The organism is Streptococcus mitis, assembly GCF_047463435.1.
Taxonomy (GTDB): Bacteria; Bacillota; Bacilli; order Lactobacillales; family Streptococcaceae; genus Streptococcus; species Streptococcus mitis_DS.
Genome location: NZ_JASHDW010000001.1, coordinates 12,353 through 27,036 on the forward strand (window position 1 = coordinate 12,353; position 14,684 = coordinate 27,036).

18 protein-coding genes are annotated in these 14,684 nt (G+C 42.0%); 1 reads left to right on the top strand and 17 read right to left on the bottom strand.

The window, feature by feature from the left end; genetic code table 11:
* Positions 1 to 9: 9 nt before the first annotated feature.
* The 12 genes from QM843_RS00050 to ybeY all read right to left on the bottom strand — a co-directional run bounded on the left by QM843_RS00050 (position 10) and on the right by ybeY (position 9,671).
* The gene (locus tag QM843_RS00050) at positions 10 to 963 is read right to left on the bottom strand and encodes a competence protein CoiA (RefSeq protein WP_261031435.1); all 954 of its coding nucleotides are present in this window, start codon (positions 961 to 963) and stop codon (positions 10 to 12) included.
* Positions 964 to 1,035: 72 nt separating this feature from the next.
* A complete protein-coding gene (tehB, locus tag QM843_RS00055) occupies positions 1,036 to 1,896 on the bottom strand; it encodes an SAM-dependent methyltransferase TehB (protein ID WP_261103539.1) in 861 nt (286 codons plus the stop codon).
* 14 nt (positions 1,897 to 1,910) lie between these two features.
* Positions 1,911 to 2,378, bottom strand: a complete 468-nt coding sequence (smpB, locus tag QM843_RS00060; RefSeq protein ID WP_125452173.1) for an SsrA-binding protein SmpB — start codon at positions 2,376 to 2,378, stop codon at positions 1,911 to 1,913.
* Positions 2,341 to 4,695 carry a ribonuclease R gene (gene rnr / locus QM843_RS00065; RefSeq protein WP_414304240.1) on the bottom strand — a complete coding sequence of 785 codons (2,355 nt, stop codon included), beginning with the start codon at positions 4,693 to 4,695 and terminating at the stop codon, positions 2,341 to 2,343. The genes smpB and rnr overlap by 38 nt, the downstream gene beginning before the upstream one ends.
* A gap of 100 nt (positions 4,696 to 4,795) precedes the next feature.
* Positions 4,796 to 5,029 carry a preprotein translocase subunit SecG gene (secG, locus tag QM843_RS00070; RefSeq protein ID WP_000282517.1) on the bottom strand — a complete coding sequence of 78 codons (234 nt, stop codon included), beginning with the start codon at positions 5,027 to 5,029 and terminating at the stop codon, positions 4,796 to 4,798.
* A gap of 39 nt (positions 5,030 to 5,068) precedes the next feature.
* A complete protein-coding gene (rpmG, locus tag QM843_RS00075; protein WP_001809104.1) occupies positions 5,069 to 5,218 on the bottom strand; it encodes a 50S ribosomal protein L33 in 150 nt (49 codons plus the stop codon).
* Entirely contained in the window at positions 5,218 to 6,417 is a 1,200-nt protein-coding gene (locus QM843_RS00080; protein ID WP_414304241.1) for a multidrug efflux MFS transporter PmrA, read from the bottom strand. Before QM843_RS00080 ends, rpmG begins: the two co-directional genes overlap by 1 nt.
* Complete coding sequence (gene coaE / locus QM843_RS00085) at positions 6,404 to 7,009, bottom strand: dephospho-CoA kinase (RefSeq protein ID WP_020902909.1); 606 nt, start codon at positions 7,007 to 7,009, stop codon at positions 6,404 to 6,406. Before coaE ends, QM843_RS00080 begins: the two co-directional genes overlap by 14 nt.
* On the bottom strand, positions 7,009 to 7,833 hold the full coding sequence (gene mutM, locus QM843_RS00090; RefSeq protein ID WP_020902910.1) for a DNA-formamidopyrimidine glycosylase: 825 nt from the start codon (positions 7,831 to 7,833) through the stop codon (positions 7,009 to 7,011). Before mutM ends, coaE begins: the two co-directional genes overlap by 1 nt.
* 48 nt (positions 7,834 to 7,881) lie before the next feature.
* A complete protein-coding gene (era, locus tag QM843_RS00095; protein WP_000143264.1) occupies positions 7,882 to 8,781 on the bottom strand; it encodes a GTPase Era in 900 nt (299 codons plus the stop codon).
* Between the two features lie 16 nt (positions 8,782 to 8,797).
* A complete protein-coding gene (locus tag QM843_RS00100; protein WP_000378166.1) occupies positions 8,798 to 9,193 on the bottom strand; it encodes a diacylglycerol kinase family protein in 396 nt (131 codons plus the stop codon).
* The gene (ybeY, locus tag QM843_RS00105; RefSeq protein WP_000275156.1) at positions 9,174 to 9,671 is read right to left on the bottom strand and encodes an rRNA maturation RNase YbeY; all 498 of its coding nucleotides are present in this window, start codon (positions 9,669 to 9,671) and stop codon (positions 9,174 to 9,176) included. The genes QM843_RS00100 and ybeY overlap by 20 nt, the downstream gene beginning before the upstream one ends.
* A 104-nt stretch (positions 9,672 to 9,775) precedes the next feature.
* Between ybeY and pavA the strand changes: the two genes are divergently transcribed.
* Positions 9,776 to 11,431 carry an Rqc2 family fibronectin-binding protein PavA gene (gene pavA, locus QM843_RS00110; protein WP_000006744.1) on the top strand — a complete coding sequence of 552 codons (1,656 nt, stop codon included), beginning with the start codon at positions 9,776 to 9,778 and terminating at the stop codon, positions 11,429 to 11,431.
* Positions 11,432 to 11,609: 178 nt separating this feature from the next.
* Here the strand turns inward: pavA and QM843_RS00115 are convergent, their stop codons facing one another.
* From QM843_RS00115 to rpmI, 5 genes are all read right to left on the bottom strand, one after another.
* Entirely contained in the window at positions 11,610 to 12,596 is a 987-nt protein-coding gene (locus QM843_RS00115; protein ID WP_414304242.1) for a dihydroorotate dehydrogenase, read from the bottom strand.
* A complete protein-coding gene (locus QM843_RS00120) occupies positions 12,559 to 13,359 on the bottom strand; it encodes a dihydroorotate dehydrogenase electron transfer subunit (RefSeq protein ID WP_414304243.1) in 801 nt (266 codons plus the stop codon). Before QM843_RS00120 ends, QM843_RS00115 begins: the two co-directional genes overlap by 38 nt.
* 248 nt (positions 13,360 to 13,607) lie before the next feature.
* Positions 13,608 to 13,988, bottom strand: a complete 381-nt coding sequence (gene gloA, locus QM843_RS00125) for a lactoylglutathione lyase (RefSeq protein ID WP_000157153.1) — start codon at positions 13,986 to 13,988, stop codon at positions 13,608 to 13,610.
* Between the two features lie 58 nt (positions 13,989 to 14,046).
* A complete protein-coding gene (rplT, locus tag QM843_RS00130) occupies positions 14,047 to 14,406 on the bottom strand; it encodes a 50S ribosomal protein L20 (protein WP_000124834.1) in 360 nt (119 codons plus the stop codon).
* Positions 14,407 to 14,457: 51 nt separating this feature from the next.
* Positions 14,458 to 14,658, bottom strand: a complete 201-nt coding sequence (rpmI, locus tag QM843_RS00135) for a 50S ribosomal protein L35 (protein ID WP_001125943.1) — start codon at positions 14,656 to 14,658, stop codon at positions 14,458 to 14,460.
* Positions 14,659 to 14,684 lie beyond the last annotated feature (26 nt).

Here is a 14,684-nt window from a genome sequence, read left to right on the forward strand (position 1 = left end):
CCATCCTTTCTATTCTACCATATTTTTTAAGAAATATTGCTGATAAAAGGCTGGTGGATAGAGCATTTGCCAATCATTTTGAGGATTTTCTTGATAATAGGTTTGAAAATACAGATAATAGCGAATCAAATCTTGCTCAATTTGGCAAAAATTACCTACTAGTGGTCGAATTTGTGGATACCATTCTTTTAGCCCATAAGTCAGGAGATTTTCTCCCTTTTTATAGGCTTCTGCTTGTTCTTTCATCCAAATGGGATTTTGATAGTACAGTTGTTGCCGGATATAACGACAGATGTCCTTGTCCTGAGAAACTGTAAAATGAGATATTTTTTGCTTCTTATAGGGAAAACGTAATATCTCCAGTAAACTACCGTGACCATAGGGAAATTCCTTAATCTGATAATGGAGTTTACCTCGGAGATCTTGGTGAATCAGGTATTTGAGTCTTAAAACTTGTTTTTCACTGTCTAATTCCCAAACATAAAAGCCCATGTTTTGACTGAAATAGAGAAAACCTTGTTGTAGACGAGTCAAACGCTCCTTGAGCCACAGTTTTTTTCCCAGCAACCACAGTACTTGGTAACCCTGACTACGATAGCCCTCGCTACGCTCTTTAAGAACTTTTTGAGGCAAGGGACTACATTGAACCTCTAAAGCTAGATTGCCATTTACAAATACATCCGCAATCTGTTTAAGCTCTGGAAGCAGGTATTCTAATTGCACCTCGGCCTCTTTTTTCAACCAGTGATAAAGGACTTCCTTGTTTTCCAAGTGTTCTTGACTTTCATTTTCAGAGGAAAAATCACAGTCTTTTAAGGTTTTGTGGGCAAAATGGGTCCGGACACTTGGTCCTTGACGCAAACGGAGCTGACCTCCACAAGCTGGGCAGGTGTATTCTTCCTTCTCAAGTTTATCCTCTAACACATTTACCAATTCTCCCCTAGCATCTCTCGCAACAAACATGATTTCCCTCCTTTTCTATATTATTCGTAAAAAAGAAAAAAGATCAGGAAATTCCCCAACCTTCATACATATTTACTTGATTTTCTTAGCTAGCATGGTCGCAAAGCGTAGTTGAATACGATTGCCATTTTCGTCACGACGGTGCAAATGGCCTGGATTTTCATTGTACTTGACCAATTCCCAGTCCTTGTAATAGTCTGCCAATTCCCCTTCTTTAAAGGTAAATGGGAAGTTCACTGAGCAAGGATAATCTTCCGTATCCATGGCACAAACGATAAGATTATAACCACCGATCGTGGTATGCTCCTGCATATTTTTAATAATTTCAGGAATGCGGTCTGCTTGCAAAAACATCAAAACAACTGTCGAAACGATGAAATCATACTCTTGCCCAATGCTGGCTGAATTGATATCGTAGAGACCAACAGGCATGTCCAAATCTTCTTGCTCCACAATGCTTTGTAAGATTTCAAGGGCCAATTCATTTTGATCTACAGCTGTCACATCAAAACCATTCTGTGCAAGAAAGAGGGAATTACGGCCCTGACCACAGCCCAAATCCAAAGCTTTCTCTGGTTTTACTGTCTGCATTGCCTCTAGGACCTCTGAATGAACCGGATTGGTATTGTATTTCTTAGGAAAATAATCCTCAGGTTTACAATAAAACTCCAAATACCATTCCACATCGTCTGTTACAGCCTCCACTCGGTGCCAAGCTTGTGGTTGTGCCATGGGATTGTCGGCTCCTGCTTCAAAGATGTGCTCAGCTAAAACCTCACCATCTTCTGTCAATTCAATAAACTTGAGAGCTCCCTTCAAGACAGTAATTTTCCCCCAAGTCCCAACCTTGGTATTGTGTTTCTGCTGAACAGCCTCTGGCATGGTTTCTTTATTCCACAAGGGCATACGTTTATAGGCAACTAGTTTTTCCATCTTCATTCCTCTTTTTATCGCTGATTAACAGCTTTCATAACACGCGCGATGTCGCGGTTTTGCTCACGTCGTTTGATAGACTCCCGTTTATCGTAGTCATGCTTCCCTTTAGCTAGGCCTAAAAGGAGCTTGGCATAGCCATCTTTGATATAGACTTTAAGGGGAACCAGGGTCATTCCTGTTCCTTTAGTCTCTTGTTCCAATTTTTGAATTTGCTTTTTATGGAGTAAGAGTTTTCGACGACGTTCTGGTTCTTGGTTCCAGATATTGCCCTCTTCGTAAGGAGCGATATGAACATTGCTCAGCCATATCTCCCCATTTTTTACTTGGGCAAAGCCATCCTTGAGATTGATTCGAGCTGCTCGTACACTCTTGATTTCAGTTCCAGTCAGGACCATCCCTGCCTCTAGCGTATCTACGATTGTATAGTCGTGACGCGCCTTTTTATTTTGTGCGACGACCTTTCCCTCGCCCTTTGCCATGCTTGGCTCCTTTCTTAGCTACTTCCTTGTAAAAAGGTTTCTTGCCCTTTTTCTTCTTGTCTTTTTGTGAATGCTTGCGCTTATCATTTGAGCGTCCTGATTTTCTCTTGTCTTCCTTCTTATCTGAACGACGATTTGAACCACGCCCTCTGTCTTTGCAACCAGCTTGTTTCAAGCCTTTTTCAATCACATCAAACTCACTTGGGATGTAAGAAAAGTCAATTTCACCCGTCATCTTGTCGGCTCTTTCAACTCGGATACGGATTTGCTGACCTACACGGAAGGTTGTACCCGATTTCTCCCCAAGCAGGGTCAAATCACGTTCATTGAAATGATAAAATTCAGGTAGATTAGTGATGTGAATCAAGCCCTCAACTGTATTCGGCAATTCAACAAAGAGACCAAACTTGACAATACTTGATACAACCGCATCGTATTCTTCGCCTACGTATTCTTCCATATACTCAGCCTTTTTCATGGCTTCGACTTCACGCTCAGCCTCAATGGCACGACGTTCACGGTTGGAAGACTGGGTCGCAATCTCTGGAATCACTTGCTCAAAATGCTCTGCTATTTCCTTAGAACGGCTGTAATCACGAATCATACGGTGAACAAGAAGGTCTGGATAACGACGAATCGGACTGGTAAAGTGAGTGTAATAGTCAGCTGCTAATCCATAGTGGCCGTGATTGTGCTCCGAATAGCGAGCCTGCTGCATAGAGCGTAGAAGCATCATGGATAATACATCTGCATAAGGTTCTCCCTCAACAGCACTCATGATGTCTTGGAGAGCCTCCTGGCTAATCTCACTAGCAGTCCCATAAATGCGCAAGCCAAAGCTTGAAGCATAATCAATAAACTTCTGAACTTTTTCAGCCTTAGGCTCCTCGTGAATTCGATAGATAAAAGGCAAATCCAACTTGCTGAAATGTTCGGCAACTGTTTCATTGGCCATCAACATGAAGGACTCAATCATGCGCTCGGCAACACCACGCTGACGAAGAACGATATCAACAGGCTTACCTTGTTTATCCACTAAAATCTTAGCTTCATTGGTATCAAAATTGAGGGCTCCACGTTTCACACGCATATTTTCTAAAGTTTCATGAAGCTTGGCCATGAGTTCGATACTAGGGACAATTTTCTGATATTCTTGTCTCTTTTCCTTGTCTCCAGCTAGGATATCATTGACATCACTGTAGGTCATCCTGAAGCTAGTCTTGATAACCGTTTGTGTGATGGTGTAGTTGACTACACGACCATGTTTATCAATCTCCATAATGGCAGACTGGGTCAGGCGGTCAACTTGAGGATTGAGAGAACAGATGCCATTTGACAGTCGTTCTGGAAGCATTGGAACCACTCGGTCTGTTACATAGACTGAAGTCGCGCGGTTAAGGGCTTCCTTATCAAGAGACGAACCCTCGGTCACATAGTAGGAAACATCTGCGATGTGAACCCCAAGCTCCAGATTGCCATTTTTCAGATCCTTGATATGCACTGCATCGTCCAAGTCCTTGGCATCCGCACCGTCCATGGTAAAGGTAATCTCATCTCTTAGATCCAGACGGCCTTCCATATCCTTTTGAGACGGAGCATCAGGTACACTTTCTGCTTCCTTGACAACAGCCTCTGGAAATTCTGAGACAATGTCCATTGATTCCAAGACCTCAAGAACATCAATTCCGACATCCGTTGAATGCCCCACCACGTCGAGGACACTAGCGACAAAGAAATCATGTTTCTTGCTTGGGTATTTGTCGATAAAAACCTTGAGAACTTCTGTTCCCTCGAGTTTAAGGGCCGGTTTCTTAACATAGATTGGTTGACTGATTTTCTGATTTTTCGAACGGATGTAGCCAGCATACTTAGGCTTTTCCTGATCTAAAACGATTTGGCCGACAACGGTTGTCAAACTGTGTTCTAAGATATCGATAATTTTTGCTTCTGCTGCTGTTCCCTTATTACGGTCAGCTACTTTCTTAATCACGACCTCAACGGTATCCCCATCAATAGCATAGTTGACATCGTTTTTTCCTACAAAAAGATCGTCCTCCTCGCCTTCCAGACTAACAAAGCCAAAGCCATTTTTATGGGCATGAAAAATCCCCTTGAGAGTAATCTCATGTTTTTTCTTGACTTCCAAAGTCAAAGTTCCATCTTCTTCAAAGCGTATCTGGTGCTTTCTTTCCATTAGGGACAAGGTTTTAATCAACTCACGAAAATCCTTGGAACCGTCTTTTTCCAAAGCCTGAGCCAAGTCATTGACAGTTACCTTTCCCTTATCTTGTAAATATTCTTTTATTCTATCTTTCATATTTTCTTTCTAGATTTTTTGTTTTCTTTTACTGTAAAACCTTCTCAAATATCTTTTAAAAATAAAAAGAGGCAAAGACCTAGTCCTGCCCATTATTTTCTTATCTACTTGATAATACCGTCAATGCTAAGGCAATGGCTAGCCAGAAAAAGACTAAAATCCCTGTCAAACGCTGCATTACAGCTTCGAAACCGCGTGCTTTACTGCGTTCAAACAAATCACCTGAGCTGGCATCAAATACATTGCTGGATTGGTTTTTGGTTGGTTGCATGAAAATCGCAATCACAATCACAACAGATAATACTAATAAAATGGTTAATAATAGGTTATACATATCAAACTCCTTAAAATCCCTATTATTTTACCATAAAATCTACTTAGATTCAAGATGTAGGGTTACTTTTCTTTCCTTGGGACAATACTTTAAAACCTCAATCTTGTCTGGATGGGTTTTTGAATTTTTACTGGTTAGGTAATTGATACTGCCACAAGAGGAGCATTTGAGATTAATTTTTACTCGCACTAGATTTCCTTTACTTTTAATAATGTTCGAAATTGAAGAAGGTTAAAGAGACAACTAAAGGCAACACAAAGGCTTGTCGCATAAAAGACTGCATGGTAGCCAAATTGGCCTGCTACTGCAGAACCTGCCATGGGACCAACGACACCTCCCAGATAAAAGAAGACCTGATTGAAGGCAAATACTCTTGAAATACCAGCTTTGGGTGTCATCTTGCTGAGAAGAGCATTAACTCCGGGAATCAAGGCACCGGTTCCCAAGCCAAAGAGGAAACGATAAAGTCCTAGTTGAAGAGGGCTAGAAGCATTGGCACAGAGGAGATAGATGATGACTGAATAAAACTGGGCTACAACCAAGAGGCGATGATTGCCCACCTTGTCACCTAGCTTTCCCATAACACCTGCACTCATCATGCTGGAAAAGCCCATACTGGATACAATCAAACCAGAGACAAAAAGAAGATTCTCTGTCTGGCCTAAGTCGCGTACATACAGAGCTAAGATAGGTCCGATTGATTGGGCTGAAAATTGGATGACAAAACTGGTCAGAAAGAGGTTGACCAAGAGATAGGGATAGTTAACTGATGTAAATAATTCCTTTGTTGGAATGGCCTTTTCTTTTGCTACTGGTTGAAAATCTTCCTTGATAAAGCAAATAGTCAAAACAGCGGCTAAGAAGAGAAAACTACCAACCAGTAAAAAGACTGTACGAATGCCAAATAATTCTGCGATAAAGCCACCGATAAAAGGACCAGTTAAAGTACCTGCTACTACTCCTGTAGACAAAGTCCCAAGAGCAGAGCCTGATTTCTCCTTGGGAACCTGACTAGCTATCAAGGCTGTGGCGTTAGGAACAAAACCTGCAAATACACCATTTAGTAAGCGAAGAAAGATTAACCAATAGATATTTGGCACAAAGGCCAAGCCTCCCATAGTGATAGTCATGGCCAGACCAGCACGAATCATCATGGGTTTTCGACCGTATTTATCAGCAAAAATACCCCAGATAGGAGAAAAGAGCGCCGCAGAAATAGCAGAGACAGAAATAGCTAAGCCTGCATAAAAAGCGACTTGCTCACTCCCTACACCTAGATTTTCCACAAAGATGGGCATAAAAGGCACAACCAAAGAAATACTGGCTCCTGTCAGAAAATTACCAAACCAGGCAATGCGCAGATTATCCTTCCAGTTAATCTCTGTCATCTTGCTTACCTCCCTCAAGCAGGGAGAACACCTGAGTAAGAAGCTGGTCCTGATTCCCATTATTATCAAGAATTTGGCTGGCCAAATCTTTCTTTTTCTCTAAAGGCCACTGGGCTGCCAGACGAGATTCAGCTTCATCTTTAGACAACTGGTCCCTTTTCATTAAGCGTTCTACTTGGACATCTCGGTCCACATAGACCAACCAAGTCTCATCAAACCAAGCGCTGTAGGCCTGCTCAAAAAGTAGGGGAATATCCATGAAGAAAATCTCTTCTGTCTGAGCCAACTGGTCTCTCAACGTAGCTAGTTCCTCACGGATAATCTCTCCTTGGATTTGCTTAGACCATTCTCGTTCTTCAGGATTTGAAAAGATAAGACTAGCTAGGAGAGGGCGATTGAGTTCTCCATTTTCTAATACAATTTCTTGACCAAAGTGCTGGACTAGAGCTTCAAACAGACGACCACTAGGTTCCTGTAGTTGGTGGACGACTGCATCAGCATCCACCACTTGAAAGCCTTGCTTTCTTAGAAAATTTGTCACGGTTGACTTACCAGAGGCAATTCCCCCAGTGATTCCGATGATTTTTCCCATCAGCCCCTCCTTTGGCACTGAGGACAAAAGTGAGTTCCTCGTCCGCCTAGTTGGATTTTCTCAATGATAGTACCACAACGTGAACATTCTTGACCAGCCTTGTCATAGACTTGATGAAAATCCTGCATGGTTCCATCTTCCCCAAAGGCATTGGTATAGGTCCGAATGGTAGAACCACCTTTTTCAACAGCCTGTCCCAAAACAGCGATGGTCTGGTCATGAATGGCAGTCGCTTCTTCTGCTGTCAGAGTCTGGGAAGGTCTAGCTGGATGAACCTGAGCTCGCCAAAGAACCTCATCCACATAGATATTGCCAAGTCCAGCTACCAAGGTCTGGTCTAGAAGATGGGATTTGATAGGTTTTTTGGACTTAGCTAGGGCAGTTTGAAAGACCTGCAAATCAAAGTCTTGTTCGCTTGGTTCAGGTCCTAGTTTTTTAGAAAGAAAGTAGACTTCCAAAAGGTCAGGCGCCAAGAGTTCCATAGTACCAAACTTGCGAACATCCTCATAAACAAGCGTGCCACCATCCGCAAACTGGAAGAAAATATGAGCATGCTTGCGTTCAGGCACTTGGTCTGGATAGTAAAAATACTTGCCCTCCATCCGCAAATGGGAAATCAAGATCTTGTCTGTCAGGTAGAAAAGCAAATATTTACCACGACGTCCCATTGACTCAACAATCTGACCAGGCACTTCCTTTTGAAACTCGTTCAAATCCGTCTTAATCATCTTGGGATAGCGAATTTCTACACTCGAAATCTTCTTTCCCAAAATCAATTTTTCCAAGCCACGTCGAACGGTTTCAACCTCAGGTAATTCAGGCATAAGTCCTCCTTCTGTAAAAACAAGAAGCAGGCATGAGCCCACCTCTGCTTAGTATTCTTTTTCATTATAGCCAAAGTCAGCCAAATCTAGCTTTTTATCACGCCAGTTTTTCTTGACCTTGACCCATGTTTCTAGGAAGACCTTATCTCCTAGCATCAGTTCAATATCGCGACGGGCCATGCTACCGATTTTCTTAAGCATAGCGCCACCTTTACCGATGATAATCCCTTTTTGGCTATCTCGCTCGACCATGATGGTTGCACGGATATGAACCTTGTCTGTCTCTTCATCTCGTTTCATCGAATCAACCACTACAGCAACTGAGTGAGGGATCTCTTCGCGAGTTAGGTGCAAGACTTTCTCGCGAACCATTTCTGAAACCAAGAATCGTTCTGGATGGTCTGTGATTTGATCAGATGGGAAATATTGGAAACCCTCGTCCAGATTTTCACTCAAAATATCCACTAGACGAGAGACGTTATTCCCTTGAAGAGCTGAGATTGGAACGATTTCCTTAAAGTCCATTTGATTACGAAAATCATCAATCTGAGACAAAAGCTGGTCTGGATGAACCTTATCGATCTTGTTCACCACCAGAATAACAGGAACCTTAGCAGCCTTGAGACGCTCGATAATCATATCGTCCCCCTTACCACGCGCTTCATCAGCAGGCACCATGAAAAGAACGGTATCCACTTCACGAAGGGTGCTATAGGCAGATTCGACCATGAAATCTCCGAGAGCTGTTTTAGGTTTGTGAATCCCTGGTGTGTCGATAAAGACAATTTGCTCCTTATCAGTTGTGTAAATTCCCATAATTTTGTTGCGCGTTGTCTGCGCCTTGTCACTCATAATGGCAATCTTTTGCCCCATGACATGATTTAAAAAAGTTGACTTCCCAACGTTGGGACGTCCTAAAATGGCTACAAAGCCTGATTTAAAAGTCATAATTTCCTCTTGCTATTTAAAATAATAAATCCCAGATTCGTGGGAGAAAAATCAATGCGCCTGTTAAGGCTGCGAAAAGAGAGACCACTAATACCGCGCCAGCCGCCATATCCTTGGCATTTTTAGCCAGCATAGAAAAGTGATAGTGACTGGCCAAATCCACCACATTCTCGATAGCAGAATTGATAATTTCAAAGGCTACTACCAAAAAAATGCTCAATAGGAGAAAGAGCCATTCGATTCGTGACACCTGAAAAACAAAACCTGCGAGGATGACCACGAGAGCCGTCACCGCATGTTTTCGCATATTGCGTTCTTCCTTTATGGCAGTAAAAATTCCTGTAAGAGCAAATTCTAAACTGGATATCAGGTCACGATTTTTCCATTTTCGTTTATTGTCTTGTGAGTCCATAGGCTGTCAAAATTTCTTCTTGTAAACCGAACATCTCCGCTTCTTCTTCCGGAGTGTAGTGATCATAGCCGTTAATATGTAAAAAGCCGTGTACTGCCAAGAAGCCCATCTCACGCTCAAAGCTGTGGCCATATTCCTCAGCCTGCTCATGAGCCTTATCAATAGAGATGAACAATTCCCCAATATAGGCATCAAACTCAGACATCATCTCTGCTAATTCTGGATTTTCAAGCAAATCTTCTTCGTCAAAGGCAATTTCCAACTCTGGTTTATATTCAAGGCTGATGACATCTGTCGGACGGTCGGTGTCACGGTACTCCAGATTGAGTTCATGACTACGCTCATTGGTCACAAAGGTAACTGCCATCTCCTTGTCTTCTTTTCCTAATTTTTGGGCTGCAAATTCCAAAATCTCTTGGGTTTGTTGCAACATTTCTTTTGAAACTTGACCAGTTTCATCTACCATTTCAATATACATGTGCTTCTCGTTTCTCTTTACTTGGCTTTATTATACCACATTTCCATGATTTTATTCTACCTTTTTGATATAATACTATGGAATACAATCACAAGGAGAGAACGATGTCATTTGACGGATTTTTTTTACACCACATGGTTGAGGAATTGCGAAGAGAATTAGTGAATGGTCGCATTCAGAAAATCAATCAACCTTTTGAACAAGAGTTGGTCTTGCAAATCCGTAGCAATCGCCAAAGTCATCGCCTGCTCCTTTCTGCCCATCCAGTTTTTGGACGCATTCAGCTGACCCAAACAACTTTTGAAAACCCAGCCCAGCCTTCTACCTTTATCATGGTTTTAAGAAAATATTTGCAGGGTGCCCTGATTGAGTCGATTGAGCAAGTGGAAAATGACCGTATTGTGGAAATTACGGTTTCTAATAAAAACGAGATTGGGGACCATATTCAGGCTACCTTGATTATCGAAATTATGGGGAAACACAGTAATATTCTACTGGTCGATAAAAGCAGTCATAAAATCCTCGAAGTTATCAAACATGTTGGCTTTTCACAAAATAGCTACCGCACCTTGCTTCCTGGATCGACCTATATCGCTCCGCCAAGTACGGAAGCTCTCAATCCTTTTACAATCAAGGACGAGAAACTTTTTGAAATCCTGCAAACACAGGAAACGACAGCTAAAAATCTTCAAAGCCTCTTTCAAGGTCTGGGACGCGATACGGCAAATGAATTGGAAAGGATACTGGTTAGTGAAAAACTTTCCACTTTCCGAAACTTTTTCAATCAAGAAACCAAGCCATGCTTGACTGAGACTTCCTTCAGCCCAGTTCCTTTTGCAAATCAGGTGGGAGAGCCTTTTGCCAGTCTTTCTGATTTGTTGGACACCTACTATAAGGATAAGGCTGAGCGCGACCGCGTAAAACAGCAAGCCAGTGAACTGATTCGTCGTGTTGAAAATGAACTTCAAAAAAATCGTCATAAGCTTAAAAAACAAGAAAAAGAGTTACTGGCGACAGACAACGCTGAAGAATTTCGTCAAAAGGGGGAATTACTGACAACCTTCCTCCATCAAGTTCCTAATGACCAAGATCAGGTTATCCTAGACAACTACTATACTAATCAACCTATCACAATTGCGCTTGATAAGGCCTTGACTCCCAACCAGAATGCCCAACGCTATTTTAAACGGTATCAGAAACTCAAAGAAGCTGTCAAATACTTGACTGAGCTGATTGAGGAAACCAAGGCAACCATTCTCTATCTGGAAAGTGTAGAAACCGTCCTCAACCAAGCTGGACTAGAAGAAATCGCTGAAATCCGTGAAGAATTGATCCAAACAGGTTTTATCCGCAGAAGACAACGGGAGAAAATCCAGAAACGCAAAAAACCAGAACAATATCTAGCAAGCGATGGCAAAACCATCATCTATGTCGGTCGCAATAACCTGCAAAATGAGGAGCTAACCTTTAAAATGGCCCGCAAGGAGGAACTTTGGTTCCATGCCAAGGACATTCCTGGAAGCCATGTTGTCATCTCAGGCAATCTTGACCCATCCGATGAAGTCAAGACAGACGCGGCAGAACTAGCCGCCTACTTCTCTCAAGGTCGCCTGTCAAATCTGGTGCAGGTAGATATGATTGAAGTCAAGAAACTCAACAAACCAACTGGTGGCAAACCCGGCTTTGTCACTTACACAGGACAAAAGACCCTCCGTGTCACACCAGATCCAGAAAAAATTGCATCCATGAAAAAATCCTGATTTACTTGAAATCAGGATTTTTAACTTGTTTACTTACTAATCATTAAAAATTCTATAGTGAAATGAAATAAAATATGAACAAATAGATTGAGAAAATCAAATTAGTTTCTAACAATATTTTCGAAACAATAATACACTATTCCAGCTTCACTTTCCTATAAAACAGATTAATTGCAGTTTATCTCAGAGACTCTTTTACTTCCTTGCGTAGATTTTCTAGACTGCTGATGCCATATTTATCCATAACCTTTAGTAGATTTTCGATGATATCAGGACAGGCATATGGATTGGTAAAGTTAGCTGTTCCAACTCCAATAGCCGATGCTCCAGCCAGATACATTTCTAGGGCAGCTTCAGCCGAATCCACTCCTCCCATTCCAATGATGGGAAGATCTGTTGTTTGGGCGACTTGGCGGATGAGTTTGAGGGCTACTGGAAAGACTGCTGGACCAGACATTCCACCTGTTCCATTGGCCAAGATTGGTTTTCTGGTTTTTAGGTCAAAGCGCATACCAACTAGAGTATTGATCATGGTCAAGCCACTTGCCCCCGCATCTTCTGCAGCTTTTGCGACTGTGACAATATCCGTCACACTAGGAGTCAGTTTGACATAAACTGGCACATCAGAGGCTTCCACAGCCGCTTTCACCACATCATAAGCTAAATCTGGATCTTGACCAATCAAAAGACCGTGATTACAGTGGTCAACATTGGGGCAAGAAATATTGAGCTCGATAGCTTTTACATTAGCTGCCTTGGAAATTCCACTAGAAACGGCAGCATACTCTTGTTTTGAAAAACCAGCTACATTGGCAATAATGGGAAGTGTTGGATATTCTCTTTCCAGCCAAGGAAGTTTTTCAGCCAAAACAACTTCCAAACCCGGATTTTGCAGGCCGATTGCATTGAGCATACCTGCAGGCGTTTCTGCAACCCTTGGAGTAGGATTGCCAAAACGCGGTTCAAGGGTCGTTGCCTTAATCATAATAGAACCTAAAAGATCTAAATCATAATACTTGGCATACTCCTGACCAAAACCAAAACATCCTGATGCTGGAATAATCGGATTTTTCAAGTCTAATCCAGGCAGAGAAACTTGTAAACGATTTCTAGTCATAATTTTCTCCTTATAATACAACTTTTCCTGTGCGGAAAACAGGGCCATCTTCACAGACGCGTTGGCTGACGGTTTCACTATCTGGCACTTTTAGGACACAGGCATAGCAAGCCCCCATCCCACAAGCCATACGAGATTCCAAAGATAAATAGGCTCTTGGATGGTCATAAAAGGTTTGATTGATATACTTCATCATTCCAGGTGCCCCACATGAGTAAACAGCATCAAATTGATTGTCTAAATCATTGATGACAACAGAAACATTCCCCTTGATGCCATAAGAACCATCATCTGTCGTTACAAAGACCTGCCCATATTGAGCTAATTCCGTCTCTAAAATAACAGCATCCTTATTAGCAAAACCGAGAACTGTCAGTACTTTCACACCACGCGCATGCAATTCCTTGGCCACTTCAAGCAAGGGCGGAACACCAATTCCCCCACCAACAAGGAGAACCTGGCTCTGCTCATCAAGGTCAGACAAGTCAAAACCATTTCCCTGAGGTCCCATCACATCAAGAGTATCTCCCTGACTTAAGGTTGAAAAAATGGCTGTACCAGCCCCCTCAATCCGATAAATGAGATGACACTGCTTCTTAACCTTATCAATAGACGAAATTGAAATAGGACGACGCAAAAGATGGGCATCATCAGGCACACGCAGATGAAGGAATTGGCCTGCTCGCATAGCTTCAACCATTTCCCCTTCTAGGACTAATTCAAAGATTGCTGGCGCGATTTCCTCCTGTGCTACCACCTTCATGGTTTCCAAACGAATTGCACCCAAACGTTTCTTACATGTGGGATTCATGACTTCTCCTCCTTAAATTTTAAGGGGACCAGATAAAGAAAAGACCTTGCTAGTGCAAGGCCTCAGTTAAAATTGTACAAGACAAGAGAGCACACTCAAAAAGTCTCCTCTAGAAAATTGTACTATTCTTTTATCTGACACCTTGTGAGTCTCTCTGGACTCCCCTTAAAGGTTAAATTTTTACTAGTATACTCTTTCAGCTAAAAAAAGTCAAGTAGAAAACGAACATTCTACTTAACCTCACGAGATTATTTTTCACGAATGACTTCGACCTTGTAGCCATCAGGGTCTTTGACAAAGTAATAGTTAGGCGCAGTTCCTGGTAGGCCATTTGGCTCAGTAACTTCATAACCTTTGGCACTGTGCTCTTGATGAAGCGCCTCAAGATCAGGTGTACTTAGGGCGATATGGGCAAATCCATCTCCAACCACATAAGGACCATGATCGTAGTTATAAGTCAACTCCAACTCATAGTCATCACCCTCAAGACCTAGATAGACAATCGTGAAGGCATGGTCTGGAAAATCTCTGCGACGCAATTCTTTAAATCCAAAAGCATCTTGATAAAATGCGATTGATTTTTCAAGATTTTCTACTCGCAAGCAAGTATGTAGCATTTTTGAAGCCATATTTTTCTCCTTTATTTTTAAAAAGACTGGGACAATCCTGTTCCAGTCTTATCTGTTATTATTTACCAAGTTTTGCTTTAGCTGCATCTGCAAGAGCTGTGAAAGCTGCTGCATCGTTAACAGCCAAGTCAGCAAGCATTTTACGGTTAACTTCGATCTCAGCCAATTTCAAACCATGCATCAATTGTGAGTATGAAAGTCCGTTCATACGAGCTGCCGCGTTGATACGAGTGATCCACAATTTGCGGAAGTCACGTTTTTTCTGACGACGGTCACGGTATGCATAGTAGTAAGAGTTCATTACTTGTTCTTTTGCAGTACGGAACAAGATGTGTTTAGCTCCATAGTAACCTTTTGCTAATTTAAGAATACGTTTACGACGTTTACGTGATACAACGCCACCTTTAACACGTGCCATGTTTTATTTCCTCCAAATATTTCCTAGAATTGTTTACTTACAGTCAAGCTATTATTTCAAGCGAGTAAGCATTGCTTTGATACGTTTGTAATCTCCTGAATGCACCATAGATGCTTTACGAAGATGACGACGTTGTTTCTTAGTTTTTCCGTGGAAACGGTGAGAAGTGTAAGCACGGAAACGTTTAAGTCCACCAGAACCTGTACGTTTGAAACGTTTAGCTGATGCGCGGTGTGTTTTTTGTTTTGGCATGATTTTTTCTCCTTTATTTAACTTTC

Coding starts and splice junctions, on each gene's coding strand:
- QM843_RS00050 (WP_261031435.1), bottom strand. CDS start 963: ATGTTTGTTGCGAGAGATGCTAGGGGAGAATTGGTAAATGTGTTAGAG.
- tehB (WP_261103539.1), bottom strand. CDS start 1,896: ATGGAAAAACTAGTTGCCTATAAACGTATGCCCTTGTGGAATAAAGAA.
- smpB (WP_125452173.1), bottom strand. CDS start 2,378: ATGGCAAAGGGCGAGGGAAAGGTCGTCGCACAAAATAAAAAGGCGCGT.
- rnr (WP_414304240.1), bottom strand. CDS start 4,695: ATGAAAGATAGAATAAAAGAATATTTACAAGATAAGGGAAAGGTAACT.
- secG (WP_000282517.1), bottom strand. CDS start 5,029: ATGTATAACCTATTATTAACCATTTTATTAGTATTATCTGTTGTGATT.
- QM843_RS00080 (WP_414304241.1), bottom strand. CDS start 6,417: ATGACAGAGATTAACTGGAAGGATAATCTGCGCATTGCCTGGTTTGGT.
- coaE (WP_020902909.1), bottom strand. CDS start 7,009: ATGGGAAAAATCATCGGAATCACTGGGGGAATTGCCTCTGGTAAGTCA.
- mutM (WP_020902910.1), bottom strand. CDS start 7,833: ATGCCTGAATTACCTGAGGTTGAAACCGTTCGACGTGGCTTGGAAAAA.
- era (WP_000143264.1), bottom strand. CDS start 8,781: ATGACTTTTAAATCAGGCTTTGTAGCCATTTTAGGACGTCCCAACGTT.
- QM843_RS00100 (WP_000378166.1), bottom strand. CDS start 9,193: ATGGACTCACAAGACAATAAACGAAAATGGAAAAATCGTGACCTGATA.
- ybeY (WP_000275156.1), bottom strand. CDS start 9,671: ATGTATATTGAAATGGTAGATGAAACTGGTCAAGTTTCAAAAGAAATG.
- pavA (WP_000006744.1), top strand. CDS start 9,776: ATGTCATTTGACGGATTTTTTTTACACCACATGGTTGAGGAATTGCGA.
- QM843_RS00115 (WP_414304242.1), bottom strand. CDS start 12,596: ATGGCCCTGTTTTCCGCACAGGAAAAGTTGTATTATAAGGAGAAAATT.
- QM843_RS00120 (WP_414304243.1), bottom strand. CDS start 13,359: ATGAATCCCACATGTAAGAAACGTTTGGGTGCAATTCGTTTGGAAACC.
- gloA (WP_000157153.1), bottom strand. CDS start 13,988: ATGGCTTCAAAAATGCTACATACTTGCTTGCGAGTAGAAAATCTTGAA.
- rplT (WP_000124834.1), bottom strand. CDS start 14,406: ATGGCACGTGTTAAAGGTGGCGTTGTATCACGTAAACGTCGTAAACGT.
- rpmI (WP_001125943.1), bottom strand. CDS start 14,658: ATGCCAAAACAAAAAACACACCGCGCATCAGCTAAACGTTTCAAACGT.